This window comes from Bacillus sp. FJAT-45350 (assembly GCF_002335805.1).
In the GTDB taxonomy this organism is placed as follows: Bacteria; Bacillota; Bacilli; order Bacillales; family NISU01; genus FJAT-45350.
In genome coordinates this window covers 3,244,287-3,262,982 of the sequence record NZ_NISU01000001.1, presented here as the reverse complement: position 1 = coordinate 3,262,982, position 18,696 = coordinate 3,244,287, and the positions used below count along the sequence as shown (strand labels likewise).

12 protein-coding genes, 2 tRNA genes, 3 rRNA genes and 1 other annotated feature (1 of these 18 cut by a window edge) are annotated in these 18,696 nt (G+C 40.2%); all 17 genes read left to right on the top strand.

Going from position 1 to position 18,696, the window contains the following annotated elements; genetic code table 11:
• Window positions 1-286: ribosomal RNA gene (locus CD003_RS16595) — 16S ribosomal RNA — on the top strand; it begins 1,116 nt to the left of the window's first position.
• A gap of 102 nt (window positions 287-388) precedes the next feature.
• Window positions 389-465 (top strand) — tRNA-Ile (locus tag CD003_RS16590).
• A 99-nt stretch (window positions 466-564) separates the two neighbouring features.
• Window positions 565-640 (top strand) — tRNA-Ala (locus CD003_RS16585).
• A 199-nt stretch (window positions 641-839) separates the two neighbouring features.
• Window positions 840-3,779: ribosomal RNA gene (locus CD003_RS16580) — 23S ribosomal RNA — on the top strand.
• Window positions 3,780-3,855: 76 nt separating this feature from the next.
• Window positions 3,856-3,971 (top strand): 5S ribosomal RNA (rrf, locus tag CD003_RS16575).
• Together the 16S, 23S and 5S rRNA genes with 2 tRNA genes alongside form the textbook arrangement of a ribosomal RNA operon.
• 901 nt (window positions 3,972-4,872) lie before the next feature.
• Window positions 4,873-5,343 (top strand): CtsR family transcriptional regulator, encoded by a 471-nt coding sequence (locus CD003_RS16570; RefSeq protein ID WP_096202186.1) that lies wholly within the window; start codon window positions 4,873-4,875, stop codon window positions 5,341-5,343.
• A 16-nt stretch (window positions 5,344-5,359) separates the two neighbouring features.
• The gene (locus CD003_RS16565; RefSeq protein ID WP_096202185.1) at window positions 5,360-5,896 is read left to right on the top strand and encodes a UvrB/UvrC motif-containing protein; all 537 of its coding nucleotides are present in this window, start codon (window positions 5,360-5,362) and stop codon (window positions 5,894-5,896) included.
• Between the two features lie 3 nt (window positions 5,897-5,899).
• The gene (locus CD003_RS16560) at window positions 5,900-6,967 is read left to right on the top strand and encodes a protein arginine kinase (RefSeq protein ID WP_096202183.1); all 1,068 of its coding nucleotides are present in this window, start codon (window positions 5,900-5,902) and stop codon (window positions 6,965-6,967) included.
• A 26-nt stretch (window positions 6,968-6,993) separates the two neighbouring features.
• Entirely contained in the window at window positions 6,994-9,438 is a 2,445-nt protein-coding gene (gene clpC / locus CD003_RS16555) for an ATP-dependent protease ATP-binding subunit ClpC (RefSeq protein ID WP_096202182.1), read from the top strand.
• 147 nt (window positions 9,439-9,585) lie between these two features.
• Window positions 9,586-10,956, top strand: coding sequence for a DNA repair protein RadA (radA, locus tag CD003_RS16550; RefSeq protein ID WP_096202181.1), 1,371 nt, complete (start codon window positions 9,586-9,588; stop codon window positions 10,954-10,956).
• 6 nt (window positions 10,957-10,962) lie between these two features.
• Window positions 10,963-12,036 (top strand): DNA integrity scanning diadenylate cyclase DisA, encoded by a 1,074-nt coding sequence (gene disA, locus CD003_RS16545; RefSeq protein ID WP_096202179.1) that lies wholly within the window; start codon window positions 10,963-10,965, stop codon window positions 12,034-12,036.
• A gap of 201 nt (window positions 12,037-12,237) precedes the next feature.
• Window positions 12,238-13,341, top strand: a complete 1,104-nt coding sequence (locus CD003_RS16540; RefSeq protein ID WP_096202178.1) for a PIN/TRAM domain-containing protein — start codon at window positions 12,238-12,240, stop codon at window positions 13,339-13,341.
• A 122-nt stretch (window positions 13,342-13,463) separates the two neighbouring features.
• Window positions 13,464-14,156 carry a 2-C-methyl-D-erythritol 4-phosphate cytidylyltransferase gene (ispD, locus tag CD003_RS16535; protein ID WP_096202176.1) on the top strand — a complete coding sequence of 231 codons (693 nt, stop codon included), beginning with the start codon at window positions 13,464-13,466 and terminating at the stop codon, window positions 14,154-14,156.
• Entirely contained in the window at window positions 14,156-14,632 is a 477-nt protein-coding gene (gene ispF, locus CD003_RS16530) for a 2-C-methyl-D-erythritol 2,4-cyclodiphosphate synthase (RefSeq protein ID WP_096202175.1), read from the top strand. Before ispD ends, ispF begins: the two co-directional genes overlap by 1 nt.
• Before the next feature lie 197 nt (window positions 14,633-14,829).
• Window positions 14,830-16,287: a glutamate--tRNA ligase gene (gene gltX / locus CD003_RS16525; protein ID WP_096202173.1), complete on the top strand. Its 1,458-nt coding sequence runs from the start codon at window positions 14,830-14,832 to the stop codon at window positions 16,285-16,287.
• Between the two features lie 3 nt (window positions 16,288-16,290).
• Window positions 16,291-16,506 (top strand) — a binding site (T-box leader).
• Window positions 16,507-16,600: 94 nt separating this feature from the next.
• A complete protein-coding gene (gene cysE / locus CD003_RS16520) occupies window positions 16,601-17,227 on the top strand; it encodes a serine O-acetyltransferase (protein ID WP_096202172.1) in 627 nt (208 codons plus the stop codon).
• Window positions 17,228-17,293: 66 nt separating this feature from the next.
• Entirely contained in the window at window positions 17,294-18,694 is a 1,401-nt protein-coding gene (gene cysS, locus CD003_RS16515) for a cysteine--tRNA ligase (protein WP_096202380.1), read from the top strand.
• Window positions 18,695-18,696 lie beyond the last annotated feature (2 nt).

The window sequence follows — 18,696 nt, the reverse complement described above, 5'->3', positions numbered from 1 at the left end:
AGCGAAACCGCGAGGTTGAGCCAATCCCATAAAGCCATTCTCAGTTCGGATTGTAGGCTGCAACTCGCCTACATGAAGCCGGAATCGCTAGTAATCGCGGATCAGCATGCCGCGGTGAATACGTTCCCGGGCCTTGTACACACCGCCCGTCACACCACGAGAGTTTGTAACACCCGAAGTCGGTGGGGTAACCTTTTGGAGCCAGCCGCCTAAGGTGGGACAGATGATTGGGGTGAAGTCGTAACAAGGTAGCCGTATCGGAAGGTGCGGCTGGATCACCTCCTTTCTATGGAGTATTTAACTCTAGTCGACGGACTTCACATTATGTGTTGTTCGACGCTTCGGACTTTTGTCGTTCAGTTTTGAGAGAATAAATCTCTTATTATATGGGCCTATAGCTCAGCTGGTTAGAGCGCACGCCTGATAAGCGTGAGGTCGGTGGTTCGAGTCCACTTAGGCCCACCATATTGTAATTATAAGTTACGAGTTATTAGTTGGTTTTGAGTAGTTCTTAATGAACTTTAAATTCATAATTCATAATTCATAATTATCAATTCAAAGATTGGGGCCTTAGCTCAGCTGGGAGAGCGCCTGCCTTGCACGCAGGAGGTCAGCGGTTCGATCCCGCTAGGCTCCACCAATAAGTTAGTATCTAAGTTACTATTTATAGTAGCTTTTGTTCTTTGAAAACTAGATAGTGATTTTTATATGCAACAGATTTTAACCGGAGTGTTTGTAACACACGGAGTAAAATCGAGAAGTCAAGAATTCATTTCGACGAACCTTTAAGGTTTTAATTAGTAATTCATAATTTGCAATTAGCAATTATGTTTTGTCATGGTTAAGCTAGAAAGGGCGCACGGTGGATGCCTTGGCACTAGGAGCCGATGAAGGACGGGACGAACACCGATATGCTTCGGGGAGCTGTAAGTAAGCTTTGATCCGGAGATTTCCGAATGGGGGAACCCACCATCCGTAATGGGATGGTACCCATACCTGAATACATAGGGTATGTGGAGGTAGACCTGGGGAACTGAAACATCTAAGTACCCAGAGGAAGAGAAAGCAAATGCGATTTCCTGAGTAGCGGCGAGCGAAACGGAATATAGCCCAAACCAAGAGGCTTGCCTCTTGGGGTTGTAGGACACTCTATACGGAGTAAGAAAGAAACGAAGTAGATGAAGCGACCTGGAAAGGTCCGCGAAACAAGGTAACAGCCCTGTAGTCGAAACTTCGTTTCCTCCAGAGTGGATCCTGAGTACGGCGGGACACGTGAAACCCCGTCGGAATCTGGGAGGACCATCTCCCAAGGCTAAATACTCCCTAGTGACCGATAGTGAACCAGTACCGTGAGGGAAAGGTGAAAAGCACCCCGGGAGGGGAGTGAAACAGATCCTGAAACCGTGTGCCTACAAGTAGTCAGAGCCCATTTACGGGTGATGGCGTGCCTTTTGTAGAATGAACCGGCGAGTTACGATGTCGTGCAAGGTTAAGCAGATAATGCGGAGCCGTAGCGAAAGCGAGTCTGAATAGGGCGATTACAGTACGCCGTCGTAGACCCGAAACCGTGTGATCTACCCATGTCCAGGGTGAAGTTCAGGTAACACTGAATGGAGGCCCGAACCCACGCATGTTGAAAAATGCGGGGATGAGGTGTGGGTAGGGGTGAAATGCCAATCGAACTCGGAGATAGCTGGTTCTCCCCGAAATAGCTTTAGGGCTAGCCTCGAGGTGAGAGTATTGGAGGTAGAGCACTGATTGGACTAGGGGTCCCCACAGGATTACCGAATTCAGTCAAACTCCGAATGCCAAATACTTATCCTCGGGAGTCAGACTGCGAGTGCTAAGATCCGTAGTCAAGAGGGAAACAGCCCAGACCATCAGCTAAGGTCCCAAAGTATACGTTAAGTGGAAAAGGATGTGGAGTTGCACAGACAACCAGGATGTTGGCTTAGAAGCAGCCACCATTTAAAGAGTGCGTAATAGCTCACTGGTCGAGTGACTCTGCGCCGAAAATGTACCGGGGCTAAACGTATCACCGAAGCTATGGATTGACACCTTAGGTGTCAGTGGTAGGGGAGCGTTCTAAGTGCTGCGAAGTCAGACCGAGAGGACTGGTGGAGCGCTTAGAAGTGAGAATGCCGGTATGAGTAGCGAAAAGAGGGGTGAGAATCCCCTCCGTCGAAAGCCCAAGGTTTCCTGAGGAAGGCTCGTCCGCTCAGGGTAAGTCGGGACCTAAGCCGAGGCCGAAAGGCGTAGGCGATGGACAACAGGTTGATATTCCTGTACCACCTCCTCACCGTTTGAGTAATGGGGGGACGCAGTAAGGTAGGGTAAGCGCACTGATGGATATGTGCGTCCAAGCAGTTAGGCTGGTAAGTAGGAAAATCCGCTTATCGTAAAGGCTGAGCTGTGATGGCGAGCGAAATAATAGTAGCGAAGTTCCTGATCCTCCACTGCCAAGAAAAGCCTCTAGCGAGGTGAGAGGTGCCCGTACCGCAAACCGACACAGGTAGGCGAGAAGAGAATTCTAAGACGCTCGGGAGAACTCTCGTTAAGGAACTCGGCAAAATGACCCCGTAACTTCGGGAGAAGGGGTGCTCTGTTAGGGTGCAAGCCCGAGAGAGCCGCAGTGAAAAGATCCAAGCGACTGTTTAGCAAAAACACAGGTCTCTGCGAAGCCGCAAGGCGAAGTATAGGGGCTGACACCTGCCCGGTGCTGGAAGGTTAAGAGGAGAGGTTATCCTTCGGGAGAAGCTTTGAATTGAAGCCCCAGTAAACGGCGGCCGTAACTATAACGGTCCTAAGGTAGCGAAATTCCTTGTCGGGTAAGTTCCGACCCGCACGAATGGTGTAACGACTTGGATACTGTCTCAACGAGAGACCCGGTGAAATTATATTACCTGTGAAGATGCAGGTTACCCGCGACAGGACGGAAAGACCCCATGGAGCTTTACTGTAGCTTGATATTGGATTTTGGTACAGTTTGTACAGGATAGGTAGGAGCCTTGGAAACCGGAGCGCAAGCTTCGGTGGAGGCGTCGGTGGGATACTACCCTGACTGTATTGAAATTCTAACCTAGGACCGTGATCCGGTTCGGGGACAGTGTCAGGTGGGCAGTTTGACTGGGGCGGTCGCCTCCTAAACAGTAACGGAGGCGCCCAAAGGTTCCCTCAGAATGGTTGGAAATCATTCGTAGAGTGCAAAGGCATAAGGGAGCTTGACTGCGAGACCTACAAGTCGAGCAGGGACGAAAGTCGGGCTTAGTGATCCGGTGGTTCCGCATGGAAGGGCCATCGCTCAACGGATAAAAGCTACCCTGGGGATAACAGGCTTATCTCCCCCAAGAGTCCACATCGACGGGGAGGTTTGGCACCTCGATGTCGGCTCATCGCATCCTGGGGCTGAAGTAGGTCCCAAGGGTTGGGCTGTTCGCCCATTAAAGCGGTACGCGAGCTGGGTTCAGAACGTCGTGAGACAGTTCGGTCCCTATCCGTCGCGGGCGTAGGAAATTTGAGAGGAGCTGTCCTTAGTACGAGAGGACCGGGATGGACACACCGCTGGTGTACCAGTTGTTCCGCCAGGAGCATAGCTGGGTAGCTACGTGTGGACGGGATAAGTGCTGAAAGCATCTAAGCATGAAGCCCCCCTCAAGATGAGATTTCCCATTACGTTAAGTAAGTAAGACCCCTTAGAGATGATGAGGTTGATAGGTCTCGGGTGGAAGCATGGTGACATGTGGAGCTGAGAGATACTAATCGGTCGAGGGCTTATCCAATTTTCTAAGGTTGAAATGAATTCGACGACCTGCATATATAACACTATCTAGTTTTGAGAGAACAACTCTCAGAGAATCTAGTGATGATGGCGAAGAGGCCACACCCGTTCCCATGCCGAACACGGAAGTTAAGCTCTTCAGCGCCGATGGTAGTTGGGGGCTTCCCCCTGCGAGAGTAGGACGTTGCTAGGTAAATGTAAAGCATCCTTTTATAAGGATGCTTTTTTTCGTTGATGAAGCACAAAGCTGAAGAGCGATTGGCTCGAAGAGTCAACATCTTCATTGAATAAGCCGATGGATGCATCGTGAAAGACTTCATACAATAACTACATGTCTCCCTGCGAGACGAATACCTTTTCTTCGTAAAACAACATGAAAAACATCATAGCTTAAACATAATGATCTGCCATCCCCGTAGAAGAAAAGGTATGAGCCAGGACGTTGCTAGGTAAATGTAAAGCATCCTTTTATAAGGGTGCCTTTTTTTGTGGAATAAGCACGAGCTGAAGAGCGTTTGACTAGAAGAGGCGACAGCAATTTCATTAAATAAGCCAATGGATACGACAATCTGTGTAGCTGGGACAACATGTCCCTCTGCGAGATGAATGTCTTTTTATCATTGTGCAAAACCTTATATTTGACGTTGTTAGCTAGCCTTATAACAATTTGCTATTGGTATGCAATTTGTATGAAAAGCGAAGTTATAATATGAAAATTTAAAAATTTACAGAAAAAAACGATAGAAATTTTTTGAGTTAAATAGTGTTACTTCATAGACTTATTGGGTAATAATGAATAATGGCATGTTTACCTTATGTATGAAACCATTCGACATATCAGATAAAAAATAGTAAATTTTCATCTTCTATTGACCATTGTTTACATAAAGCATATATAAAATGTAGAACGATTATTAAAGGAAAAAAGTAAGTTTTCTTGAACTAGTCATTAATGAACCTCTTAATTAGAGATTACTCGAATGATTTTGTTGAATCTGGCTATACTGAGTTATGTATTGCAACTAAGAAAAGATTTCATTATAATATAGTTATAGTCAAATATAGTCAAAGTCAGAGGGGAAGGAGGTTCACTAATGAGGAATGTCTCAGACATTATTGAAAGTTACTTAAAATCAATCCTCACAAAAAGCGAAGAAGATTTAATTGAAATTAAAAGAAGTGAAATAGCCCATCGCTTTCAATGTGTTCCTTCTCAAATAAATTATGTAATCAGTACTAGATTTACAATAGAAAAGGGGTACCTTGTTGAAAGTAAACGAGGTGGGGGAGGATATATTCGAATTATTAAAGTTAAAGCAAATGATGATGCTGCCCTCTTTGATCAGATGTTAAATCTAATTAATAGTCAAATTAGTCAATCATATGGTGAAAGTATAGTTGCTAGATTGTATGAGGAAGAAGCAATTTCAAAGAGAGAAGCAAAATTAATGCTTGCGGCAATTGATCGAACGATATTTCAAACAACAACCGAACATCGTGATCAAATAAGGGCAAATTTATTAAAATCAATGCTTCAAACCTTAAAATACAAAAACTTAGATTGAAATGAGGTGGTAAGCGATGATATGCCAAGAATGTAATCAGAGGCCAGCAACATTGCACTTTACAAAAATAATTAATGGTGAGAAAACTGAGTTTCATATTTGTGAGCATTGTGCAAAAGAAAAGGGGGAACATTTCCCGGGAACAAATAGTTTTTCAATTCACCATTTATTATCTGGATTATTGAATTTTGATCCAAGCTCACAAGGGCAATCATCAACGATAAAAGCTCCACAAAATGTGAGTTGTGAAAAGTGTAAAATGACTTACGAGCAATTTGCAAGAACGGGAAGATTTGGGTGTGCGCACTGTTATCAAACGTTTAGTAGTAAAATAAATCCAATTCTGAAGAGAGTACACAGCGGAAATCAAACCCACGCTGGTAAGATACCAAAAAGAATTGGTGGAAGTATTCAAGTTAGGAAGCAAATTAATCAATTAAAAGAAGAAATGAAAGCAAATATAGAGCAGGAAGAATTTGAAGAAGCAGCAATTATACGTGACCAAATTAGATCATTAGAACGATCATTAGAAGAAAACCAAGGGGAGGGGTAGACCGTGTCACTTGAACGATTTATTAGTGAAGCGATTAGCCCTTGGATGAAAAAAGATGGGCCAGATTCGGATATTGTATTGAGTAGTCGAATAAGATTAGCTAGGAACCTTAAAGATTATACATTCCCTCTAATAGCAACAATGGATGAGTCAAAAGGGTTAGTAGAACATATTTCAAGCAGGGTAGTAGGTGACTATGGTTCAGTTGGGGAGCTAGAGCTACTTCATATGGATGAAATGAAGCCAAATGAAAAGCGAGTCCTAGTTGAAAAGCATTTGATTAGTCCTCACTTAGCAGATGAGTCAAAGCATGGAGCTGTTCTTTTAAGTGGTGAAGAGTCAGTTAGCATTATGATTAATGAGGAAGACCATCTGCGGATTCAATGTATATTTTCAGGATTTCAACTTATTGAAGGGCTAGAATTAGCTGGAGGAATTGACGATTGGATTGAAGAAAAACTTACTTATGCCTTTGATGAAAAAAGAGGGTATTTAACAAGTTGTCCTACGAATGTAGGCACTGGTTTACGAGCATCAGTTATGATGCATTTACCAGCGTTAGCTATGACCCAACAGTTAAATAGAATTTTACCGGCTATTAATCAATTAGGCTTAGTTGTTAGAGGAATTTATGGAGAAGGTAGCGAAGCTTTAGGTAACCTCTTCCAAATATCAAACCAAATCACGCTAGGTAAGTCTGAGGAAGACATTGTTGAGGATTTACGAGGGGTTGTTCTTCAATTAGTACAACAAGAACGATCTGCTAGAAAGCTTCTCATGCAATCATCAAAACTACAGTTAGAAGATAGAGTCTATCGCTCCTACGGGATACTAGCATATAGTCGTGTGATTGAATCAAAGGAAGCGACTCAGCGATTATCAGAAGTACGCCTAGGTATTGACCTTGGTTTGATAAATGGAATTTCAGGTAATATTCTTAATGAATTAATGATATTGACTCAACCAGCCTTTTTACAGCAATTTGCTGGAGAGACGTTATCTCCTGATCAAAGAGATGAACGAAGGGCTGCTCTTATTAGAGAGCGCTTAAGGCTAGAAGAAAATTCGTAGAACTAAATTATGGAGGTGGAGAGACTATGATGTTTGGAAGATTTACAGAACGCGCACAAAAGGTACTTGCTCTAGCGCAAGAGGAAGCAATTCGTTTAGGACATAGCAATATTGGAACAGAGCATATTTTACTGGGGTTAATTAGAGAAGGGGAAGGTATTGCTGCTAAGGCTCTTCAAGCATTAGGTTTAGGTTCAGAGAAAATCCAAAAGGAAGTAGAAACTCTGATTGGAACTGGTCAAGAAGGTTCTAAGACAATTCATTATACACCAAGAGCAAAGAAAGTGATTGAACTTTCAATGGATGAAGCGAGAAAATTAGGACATTCTTATGTCGGAACTGAACACATCCTTTTAGGTCTAATTAGAGAAGGAGAAGGTGTTGCAGCTCGTGTATTAAATAATCTTGGTGTTAGTTTAAATAAGGCTAGACAACAAGTTTTACAATTGTTAGGAAGCAATGAAGCTACAAGTGGTAGTCAACAATCAGGAGGTAGTGCTACACATGCAAACACTCCTACGCTAGATAGCTTAGCGAGAGATTTAACGGCTATTGCAAAAGAAGAAGGTCTAGACCCTGTTATTGGAAGAAGTAAAGAAATTGAACGTGTTATTCAAGTATTAAGCCGTCGTACAAAGAATAATCCTGTACTTATCGGTGAGCCTGGTGTTGGTAAAACTGCAGTAGCAGAAGGTCTTGCTCTAGCAATTGTGTCAAATGAAGTACCTGAAACGTTACGTAACAAGCGTGTTATGACACTAGATATGGGTACAGTTGTAGCAGGAACAAAGTATCGTGGTGAATTTGAAGATAGATTGAAAAAAGTTATGGATGAAATTCGTCAAGCTGGTAATGTCATTCTATTTATTGATGAATTACACACATTGATAGGTGCTGGTGGTGCAGAAGGAGCAATTGACGCATCAAACATTTTAAAACCATCTTTAGCTCGTGGGGAGTTACAGTGTATTGGTGCGACTACTATTGATGAGTACCGTAAGTATATTGAAAAGGATGCAGCTCTTGAGAGACGCTTTCAACCAATTAGAGTTAATGAGCCAACTTTAGATGAATCTATTCAAATTTTAAAAGGATTACGAGATCGTTATGAAGCGCATCATCGTGTAAAAATTACAGATGCGGCGATTGAAGAGGCTGTAAAATTATCAGATCGCTATATTTCAGACCGTTTCTTACCTGACAAAGCGATTGACTTAATTGATGAAGCAGGTTCAAAAGTGCGTTTACGTTCATATACTGCTCCACCAAATTTAAAAGAGCTAGAACAAAGATTAGAAGAAACAAGAAAAGAAAAGGATGCCGCAGTCCAAAGTCAAGAGTTTGAAAAGGCAGCATCATTACGTGATACGGAACAAAGATTACGTGAAGAATTAGAAACAATGAAAAACGCATGGAAGGAAAAACAAGGTCAGGAGAATATTGAGGTTTCTGTTGAAGATGTTGCTCAAGTAGTAGCTATCTGGACTGGTATTCCTGTTTCTAAATTAGCAGAAGAAGAAACAGAGAGACTACTTAAGATGGAAGAGATTCTTCATCAAAGAGTTATTGGTCAAGAAGAGGCAGTTAAATCAATTTCTAAGGCAGTACGTCGTGCTCGTGCTGGCTTAAAGGACCCTAAACGACCAATCGGTTCATTCATTTTCTTAGGACCAACAGGGGTAGGTAAAACAGAGTTAGCTCGTGCAGTGGCAGAGACACTCTTTGGCGACGAAGAAGCGTTTATTCGCGTTGATATGTCTGAGTATATGGAAAAGCATGCAACAAGTAGATTAGTTGGTTCTCCTCCAGGATATGTAGGGCATGAAGATGGCGGACAATTAACTGAGAAGGTACGCCGAAATCCATACTCAGTAATACTGCTAGATGAGATTGAAAAGGCACATCCAGAGGTATTTAATATTCTTTTACAAGTGCTTGAGGATGGTCGATTGACAGATTCTAAAGGACGTACAGTTGACTTTAGAAATACAGCTATCATCATGACATCGAATGTTGGTGCAAGTGAATTAAAACGTAATAAATTCATGGGCTTCACAACTGATAGTGAGGGTCAAGAACATAGAGATATGAAAGATAAAGTTATGGGTGAGCTAAAAAGAAGCTTCCGTCCAGAGTTCTTAAACCGTATTGATGAAATTGTTGTTTTCCATTCACTTGAAAAGAAACATATTCGTGAAATTATTACATTAATGGCAGAACAATTGAAAAAGCGTTTGGCTGAACAAGGAATTGACCTTGAACTGACAGAAGCAGCGAAGGATAAAATCTCTGATGAAGGCTTTGATCCAGAGTATGGAGCAAGACCACTACGTCGTGCATTACAAAAGCAAGTAGAGGACCGTTTGTCAGAAGAGCTTCTTAAAGGGTCAATTAGCAAAGGGAAAAAGGCAATTATTGATGTAGAAGATGGAGAACTGGTTGTCCATTCAAAAGAAAATGCACAAGTTTAACATTTTAACCGGGGGATTGTAATAATCCTCCGGTTTTTCTCCATAGTATAGATAATAAGACTTCCATATAGCCAGCTTTTCCACACGCTCTAGAAGAAACTTGTGCTAAGATTATAGTAAATAGATTGGCTAAAGTGGGGTATGGAGATGGCAAAGAAAAAAACAAAGTTTATCTGCCAAGAATGTGGGTATGAATCAACGAAATGGATGGGAAAGTGTCCTGGTTGCCAAAGCTGGAGTTCCATGGTAGAGGAGCTTGTTGATACGAATCCTCGTAGTCGAAGCTTTGTAACATCTAGTAGTTCAGATAAGAAGGCTCAAATGATTACGACTGTAACAAGTGATACGGAAGAACGAATTAATACAAATATGGTTGAATTGAACCGTGTTCTCGGTGGAGGGGTTGTACCAGGTTCTCTTGTATTAGTTGGTGGGGACCCAGGTATTGGGAAATCTACACTCTTATTACAGGTATCTGCTCAACTAGCGCGTAACAAACACAGAGTTCTATATATTTCAGGTGAAGAATCAGTAAAACAAACAAAAATAAGGGCTGACAGGCTTGATGTTGTTGTAGATGAACTATTTGTATTAGCTGAAACAGATTTGGATTATATTGATAAAGCGATTGAGGAAATTAACCCAATGCTTGTCATCATTGACTCGATTCAAACTGTATATCAAGCAGAGGTTACATCAGCACCTGGAAGTGTATCTCAAGTAAGGGAGTGTACAGCTGCATTAATGAAAATTGCCAAGACAAAAGGAATCGCTATTTTTATCGTAGGTCATGTGACCAAGCAAGGTTCAATTGCTGGACCTCGACTTTTAGAGCATATGGTAGATTCCGTTCTCTATTTTGAAGGAGAACGTCATCATACGTATCGTATCTTACGTGCGGTAAAAAATCGTTTTGGTTCGACTAATGAAATCGGTATTTTTGAGATGAAAGAGGTTGGACTAGAAGAAGTAACAAATCCATCTGAAATTTTCTTAGAAGAAAGGTCACAAGGTGTGGCAGGTTCAATTGTCGTTGCGTCTATGGAAGGAACTAGGCCAGTTCTAGTAGAGCTCCAAGCATTAGTATCACCGACGAGTTTTGGGAACCCGAGACGAATGGCAACGGGAGTAGATCATAATCGTGTTTCTTTATTAATGGCGGTATTAGAAAAGCGCGTTGGATTATTGCTACAAACACAAGATGCATATCTTAATGTAGCAGGTGGTGTTCGCCTTGATGAGCCTGCAATTGATTTAGCTATCGCTATTAGCATTGCATCGAGCTTCCGAAACCAAATGACAAACCCTACTGATGTGGTCATAGGTGAGATTGGGTTAACAGGAGAAGTGCGTCGGGTGTCTAGAATTGAACAAAGAGTTAATGAAGCAGCAAAGTTAGGATTTAAACGTGTCATCCTACCTGAGAAAAATATAGGTGGCTGGACGGTTCCTAAGGGAATTAAGGTTGTTGGTGTTTCTTCAGTTGAGGATGCGCTAGATGTTGTATTAGGGGGATAGGTAACGATGGAAGACCGAAATCAAAATTCTTTTATATCAGAAGTGTTACAACTAGTTGCGCCTGGTACACCATTGCGTGATGGTATAGACAATGTTCTAAGAGCAAAAACAGGTGGTCTAATCGTACTTGGTTACAATAATGAAATGATGAACATCGTAGACGGTGGCTTCTTCATCAATTGTGAGTTCTCACCCGCCTACTTATATGAGTTAGCAAAGATGGATGGTGCAATTATCTTAAGTGAGGATGGAAAGCGTATTTTATATGCAAATACTCAGCTTGTACCTAACAATTTTATTGAGTCGAATGAGACAGGAATTCGCCACCGGACAGCAGAGCGGGTAGCAAAACAGACGAGAAATTTAGTTATTTCAATATCTCAAAGACGCCATGTTATTACATTATATCAAGGGGAACATCGGTACTCATTAAAGGATATTGGGGTCATTTTAACAAAAGCAAATCAAGCAATTCAAACGTTAGAAAAATATAAATCAGTTCTAGACCAAGGAATTACCAACTTAGGGGCATTAGAATTTGAGGAACTGGTGACTTTCCATGAAGTTTCACAAGTAATTCATCGTATACAAATGGTGTTACGAATAAAAAATGAAATTCTTAACTATGTCAATGAGCTAGGTAGTGAAGGGCGCTTGATTACGATGCAGTTAAATGAACTAGTATCTAATGTAGAGAAGGATGCTGCTCTATTAATTAAAGACTATGTAAAAAATAAGGAACAGGATGGTTTTGAGACATTACGAGAGCTAACTAAGCTGTCAAATGAGGCACTATTAGATGATAATGTCATTGTGAAGCTACTTGGGTATTCAAAGACCATTAATGTTCAGGAGTATACAGTTAGTCCAAAGGGGTACCGAATATTGCATAAAATCCCACGATTGCCACCTATCGTAATTGAAAATTTAATCAAAGAATATGGGGATTTAAGTAAAATTATGGTTGCTTCTATTGGAGAGTTAGATGAAGTAGATGGAATAGGGGAAGCGAGAGCAAAGATGATTAAAGAAGGCTTAAACCGAATTCAAGAGCAATTATTTATTGACCGACATATTTAATTGGTTTATAAAAATAACTTCTTGACTTTATTGTTATATATAATGTAGAATTGAATGTTTTGTTAATTGACAAAAGCGAACATTTTTGTTACGTTTAGATCATAGCAATAGTGTTAATTTTGTGATTTTATGTGAAATTTAGTTTGCTAGGTTTCAAATAAGGAGAATTGTCTATAATAAATAAAAGGAGGTGACAAGTAGATGCTGAAACGGATCGTTCAACTGTTTTTTATCTTAGTTGGTGGAACCCTTGGATTTATATTTATACCAGACCTTATTCATCTACTAAATATGGGTCAAATACCTGCATGGCTCACAAATTCATATGCGGGAGCAGTTTATGGTGCAATTATCTTATATCTTACTACTTTTTGGCTGGCTGACTATATCGTCGGTGCGATGCGGTTATTGGAGGAAGCAATTGTTAAGGCACCTGTCACAGATGTTCTTTTCGGTACAATGGGGCTAATATTTGGTCTTATCGTCGCTTTCTTAATAGGGATTCCTCTAAATACGATAAATATACCTGTTGTAAGTTCAGTCCTACCAATTTTCATTACATTCTTTTTAGGATACTTTGGTTTCCAAATTGGCTTTAAAAAGCGTGATGAACTAATTAATTTATTTTCTATTACAAATCGACTTGGTAAGAAAAAAGAAACTGATGCTGAAATGGATATGCTGCTGAAGCAAGGTGTTCGAAACAAAATTTTAGATACGAGTGTTATTATTGATGGGCGTATTGCAGATATTTGTAAGACAGGATTTTTAGAAGGTACGTTAATTATTCCAGAGTTCGTCCTTGAAGAACTTCAACATATAGCAGATTCTTCTGATGTTCTAAAGAGAAATCGTGGTCGTAGAGGCTTAGATATTTTGAATAAAATCCAAAAGGAGTTACCGATTAAAGTTGAAATTTATGAAGGTGACTTTGAAGAAATACAAGAAGTCGATAGTAAGCTAGTAAAACTCGCAAAAGTTATTATAGGTGTTGTTGTGACAAATGACTTTAACCTTAACAAAGTATGTGAATTACAAGGTGTTCCGGTTCTAAATATTAATGATTTAGCAAATGCCGTAAAACCGGTTGTATTACCCGGGGAAGAGCTTAATATCCAAGTAATTAAAGATGGTAAGGAGCATAATCAAGGTGTTGCTTATTTAGATGATGGAACAATGATCGTTGTTGAAGGTGGTCGAGATTATATCGGAAAGACAATTGATGTCATTGTTACTAGTGTACTTCAAACGAGTGCAGGTCGAATGATTTTTGCTAAACCTAAGCTTTTAGAAAAGGCATTATAAGTGAACATTGCATGCCGGTAAAGAGTTTTCTATAATAAGTAAGTACCAAAGGCTGGTACCAATCTCAACTTCATTGAGGTTGGTGGTAGCCTTTTGATTATGAAATTGAAAATGGTGATATCATGCTGTATTCGGTTGTTATCCCTGCTGCAGGCCAGGGGAAGAGGATGAAAGCAGGAAAGAACAAACAATTTATTAGCCTTGCAGGGAAGCCTGTGATTATACATACACTATTAGTTTTTGAAGAGGATCCATTGTGTAGTAAAGTGGTACTTGTAGCAAATAGTGATGAGGTTGAAGTTATGAAAGAGTTAGTTGAAAAACATTGCTTAACAAAAATCGACTCAATAGTATCTGGAGGATCAGAGCGTCAATTTAGTGTGTCTAAAGGATTGAGTGCTTTAACAGACGAAGACGAAATCGTCCTTATTCATGATGGAGCAAGACCTTTTATTCGCAAAGAGCATATTCATGAATTAGTTCAAGTAACTAGTAAGGACGGTGCAGCAATTATCGCCGTACCAGTAAAAGATACAGTAAAGCTAGGGAAAGATAAACAGGTGGTTAATACAGTTGATCGTTCAAGTCTATGGGCAGTTCAAACACCACAGGCTTTTCAATTATCTCTAGTGAAACAAGCACATAAAGAAGCAATGGAAGAGAACTATTTAGGAACTGATGATGCTAGTTTAGTGGAGCGAATGGGTAAGAAGGTGTCAATCGTACAGGGTGATTACTTAAATATGAAACTGACAACGCCGGAGGATCTCTTGTTTGCCGAAGCCATATTACAATCGAAATGGGGAGAAACCTAATGATAAGAATTGGACAAGGATTTGATGTTCACCAATTAGTGGAGGACAGGCCGTTAATAATAGGTGGGATTGAAATTGATTATGAGAAAGGGTTATTAGGACACTCTGATGCAGATGTATTACTACATACAATTGCAGATGCTTGTCTTGGTGCTATCGGTGAAGGTGATATAGGAAAGCACTTCCCCGATACGGACCCAGCATTTAAAGATGCTGATTCAGCCAAGCTTCTTACTCATGTATGGGAAATCGTAAAGAAGAAAGGGTATAAGCTAGGAAATATCGATTGTACAATTATTGCCCAAAAGCCGAAAATGGCTCCGCATATTGAGCCAATGAGAAAAAGAATTGCCGAGCTTTTAGAAGCATCTGTAGAACAAGTAAATGTAAAAGCAACAACGACAGAAAAGCTTGGCTTTACAGGCAGACAAGAAGGAATTGCGTCGCAAGCAGTGGTTCTTTTAGAAAAATTATAAGTTATGAATTATGATTTATAAATTTAAATCTTAGAAAAAATGGTTAATGAGTTAACCAGAATTAACAATTATTATTAGCTTTTCATCCATAACTCATAATTATGAATTCATAATTGCATTTTCCCTCCCTGGTGCTAAAATAGTAGCAGTACATTTGGAACGCAAAAATAAAATTATAGAATGGAAGGTGTCACTAGATGTCAAATGAAGTAAGAGTTCGTTTTGCACCTAGTCCAACAGGACATTTACATATTGGCGGGGCTCGTTCTGCCCTTTTTAATTATTTATTTGCACGTAATCAAGGTGGAAAGTTCATTTTACGTATTGAAGATACAGACCAAGCCCGCAATGTTGAAACTGCACAGGAAAAATTAATGGATAGCATGAAATGGCTAGGCTTTAATTGGGACGAGAGCACTGATATTGGTGGAGAGTATGGCCCTTATAGCTGTATGGAGCGTCTTGAAATATACAAGGAATATCTTCAACAGTTGATTGATAGTGGAAAAGCTTACTATTGCTACATGACTGAAAGTGAGCTTGAGGCAGAGCGTGAAGCGCAAATGGCACGTGGGGAAACGCCTAAGTATAGTGGAAGAGACCGCAATTTAACGGAAGAGCAGAGAAAAGAATACGAAGCAAAAGGTTTAAAGCCGGTTGTTCGATTCTTGGTAGAAGAAGGACAAAATGTTGTTATTGATGATGCTGTTCGAGGTACAGTTACTTTTGAAACTGATGGCATTGGTGATTTTGTTATAGCAAGAAAAGATGGAATTCCAATGTACAATTTTGCAGTAGTTGTGGATGATCACTTAATGAAAATTTCTCATGTTATCCGCGGAGAAGAGCATTTATCAAATACTCCTCGACAAGCATTGTTGTATAAAGCTTTTGGCTGGGACGTACCAAAGTTTGCTCATGCATCGCTAATTCTTAACCCTGACCGTCAAAAGATGAGTAAGCGTGATGAATCTATTATTCAGTTTGTTGAGCAGTATAAAGATCTTGGGTACATGCCAGAGGCGATTGTTAATTTTCTAGCGTTACTTGGTTGGTCTCCGGTTGGAGAGGAAGAGATTTTCTCTTTACAACAGCTAGAAGAACAATTTAACCTCGAGAGAGTAGCAAAAGCACCAGCCGTTTTTGATACAGAAAAGCTAGCTTGGATGAACAATCAATATATAAAAGAAGCCGATTTAGATATCGTCGTAAACTTAGCTCTTCCTCACCTTGTCAAAGCAGGTAAACTACCTGAAGATATGAATGAGGAACAAAAAGAGTGGGCGAAAAAGCTAATTGGTTTATATCAAGAGCAAATGCAATATGGTGCTGAAATAGTTGAGTTATCAGAGTTGTTTTTTAAGGATACAATTGAGTATAATGGGGAAGCAAAGGACGTTCTTGCTGAAGAGCAAGTGTCAGAAGTTCTTGCCCACTTTTTAACAGAAGTTGAGCAACTAGAAGGGTTTAAGGCAGACGCCCTTAAGCAAGCAATGAAAGCAACACAAAAAGCAACAGGACATAAAGGTAAAAAGTTATTTATGCCAATACGTGTAGCAACAACAGGCCAAACTCATGGTCGCGACTTACCAGATACATTAGAGCTACTAGGTAAGGAAGCGGTACTAAGTCGTGTTCAATCATTGATAAATTAAATAGAAAAAGCGTTGACAAGGAAAAGTAGATGACAGTTTCTTCAAAGAGAGAATCACCTAGGCTGAGAGTGATTTAAGAAACGTCTTTGAAATTGCCCCTTGGAGCCTCTTATTGAAATAGTAGTAGGTAAGAGCGGTTAGGTCCGTTACCCAGTTTGAGAGAAGAAAACGAGTATGTTTTCTTAAACAGAGTGGAACCGCGTTAAAAACGTCTCTGTGCTATAAATGGCACAGGGGCGTTTTTGCGTTATATTCAAGAAAGGCAATGACTTAAACATTGCTTCTAGATTAGATGGGAGAGGTTGTGACAACGATGTGGAAGACATTATTGAACGATATTGATGTAGTATTTGATCAAGACCCAGCTGCGAGAAGTCGTGTCGAGGTGGTATTTACATATTCGGGTGTTCATGCGATTTGGAATCACAGATTAGCACACTGGTTTTGGAAAATGAAACTTTATTTTTTTGCCCGGGCAATCTCACAAATTAGTCGATTTTTTACTGGAATTGAAATACATCCAGGTGCGAAAATTGGTCAACGTTTATTTATTGACCACGGTATGGGTGTAGTTATTGGAGAAACATGTGAGATTGGTGATAATGTAACGATTTATCAAGGTGTAACTTTAGGGGGAACAGGAAAAGAAAAAGGAAAGCGTCATCCCACAATAGAGGATAATGTATTAATTGCATCAGGTGCTAAAGTGTTAGGTTCTTTTACAATTGGAGAGAATTCTCGTATCGGTGCAAACTCGGTCGTATTAAAGCCAGTGCCAGCGAACTCAACAGTAGTTGGTATACCAGGGAAAATTGTAATGCAAGATGGGGTGAAAGTGAAAGGGAGTCTTGACCATCACACTCTGCCTGACCCTATTTCGGATAAATTCCGTGAGTTAGAAAAAGAAATTGAAAAGCTTCGAGAAGAACGTAGCAATTGATGTCAACAGTAAGGAAGAATAGAATAGATTAATTAATATGATGATATAAAGGAGTTGGAAATGTCTATGGCAATCCACTTATATAATACTCTCTCAAGAAAAAAAGAACCTTTTACACCGATCGAAGAAGGAAAAGTAAAAATATATGTATGTGGTCCAACAGTATATAACTACATTCATATAGGGAATGCACGCCCTGCAATCGTGTTTGATATGGTTCGTCGTTATTTAGAATACCGTGGCTATGATGTTACGTTTATTTCTAATTTTACAGATGTTGATGACAAACTTATTAAAGCAGCTAAAGAATTGGGAGAAGATGTTCCTACAATTGCTGAACGCTTTATTCATGCATACCACGAAGACACATGTGCACTAGGTGTAAAAAAAGCGGATCATCATCCAAGGGTAACAGAAACGATGCCGGAAATTATTGAATTTGTAGAAAAGCTAATAGAAAAAGGCTTTGCTTATGAATCAAATGGCGATGTGTATTTCAAAACAAGAGCGTTTCCTACTTACGGACAGTTATCTGACCAATCAATTGATGATTTACAGCTAGGAGCTAGAATCGAAGTGGGACAGAAAAAAGAAGACCCTCTTGATTTTGTTCTTTGGAAAGCAGCTAAAGAAGGAGAAATTTCTTGGGATAGTCCTTGGGGCCAAGGAAGACCAGGTTGGCATATTGAATGTTCAGCGATGGTAAAAAAATATTTAGGAGATACAATTGACATTCATGCTGGTGGTCAAGACCTGGCGTTCCCACATCATGAAAATGAAATTGCTCAATCAGAAGCGTTAACAGGTAAAAAAATGGCTAATTATTGGCTCCATAATGGCTATATTAAAATAGACAACGAAAAAATGTCGAAATCGCTCGGAAACTTTGTTTTGGTACATGACATTATTCAACAACATCCGGCAGAAGTTGTACGATTTTTTATGCTAATGGCTCACTACCGTAGCCCGATAAACTTTAATGCTGAGTTGTTGGAAAGTGCCAAGAGTGGTCTAGACCGATTAAAAACAACAGTTTCTAATTTACAGCACCGCCTAAATGAAAGTGCGAACCTGGGTTCAAAGGCTGAATGGAGCGAGAAGCTAGAGGAATTCAAGAACGGATTTATCACTGAAATGAACGATGACTTTAACTCTGCTAATGCAATCGCAATTATGTTTGATATGGCAAAAGAGGCGAATGTTTACTTAAGAGAAGGCCAAACTTCTACTGAAGTATTAGAAGGATTAATTATCTTATTTAATGAGTTTGCAGAGGTACTTGGAATCACAGTAACTGAGGATGTAGAGCTATTAGACGAAGAAATTGATGCTCTTATTGAAGAACGAAATGAAGCGAGAAAAGAGAGAAATTTTGCACGTGCGGACCAAATTAGAGATGAGTTAAAAGAACAAGGGATTATCCTAGAGGATACACCACAGGGCGTCCGTTGGAAGAGGGAAAAATGATG

Coding starts and splice junctions, on each gene's coding strand:
- radA (WP_096202181.1), top strand. CDS start 9,586: ATGGCAAAGAAAAAAACAAAGTTTATCTGCCAAGAATGTGGGTATGAA.
- cysE (WP_096202172.1), top strand. CDS start 16,601: ATGTGGAAGACATTATTGAACGATATTGATGTAGTATTTGATCAAGAC.
- cysS (WP_096202380.1), top strand. CDS start 17,294: ATGGCAATCCACTTATATAATACTCTCTCAAGAAAAAAAGAACCTTTT.
- clpC (WP_096202182.1), top strand. CDS start 6,994: ATGATGTTTGGAAGATTTACAGAACGCGCACAAAAGGTACTTGCTCTA.
- ispF (WP_096202175.1), top strand. CDS start 14,156: ATGATAAGAATTGGACAAGGATTTGATGTTCACCAATTAGTGGAGGAC.
- CD003_RS16570 (WP_096202186.1), top strand. CDS start 4,873: ATGAGGAATGTCTCAGACATTATTGAAAGTTACTTAAAATCAATCCTC.
- CD003_RS16540 (WP_096202178.1), top strand. CDS start 12,238: ATGCTGAAACGGATCGTTCAACTGTTTTTTATCTTAGTTGGTGGAACC.
- gltX (WP_096202173.1), top strand. CDS start 14,830: ATGTCAAATGAAGTAAGAGTTCGTTTTGCACCTAGTCCAACAGGACAT.
- ispD (WP_096202176.1), top strand. CDS start 13,464: ATGCTGTATTCGGTTGTTATCCCTGCTGCAGGCCAGGGGAAGAGGATG.
- CD003_RS16565 (WP_096202185.1), top strand. CDS start 5,360: ATGATATGCCAAGAATGTAATCAGAGGCCAGCAACATTGCACTTTACA.
- disA (WP_096202179.1), top strand. CDS start 10,963: ATGGAAGACCGAAATCAAAATTCTTTTATATCAGAAGTGTTACAACTA.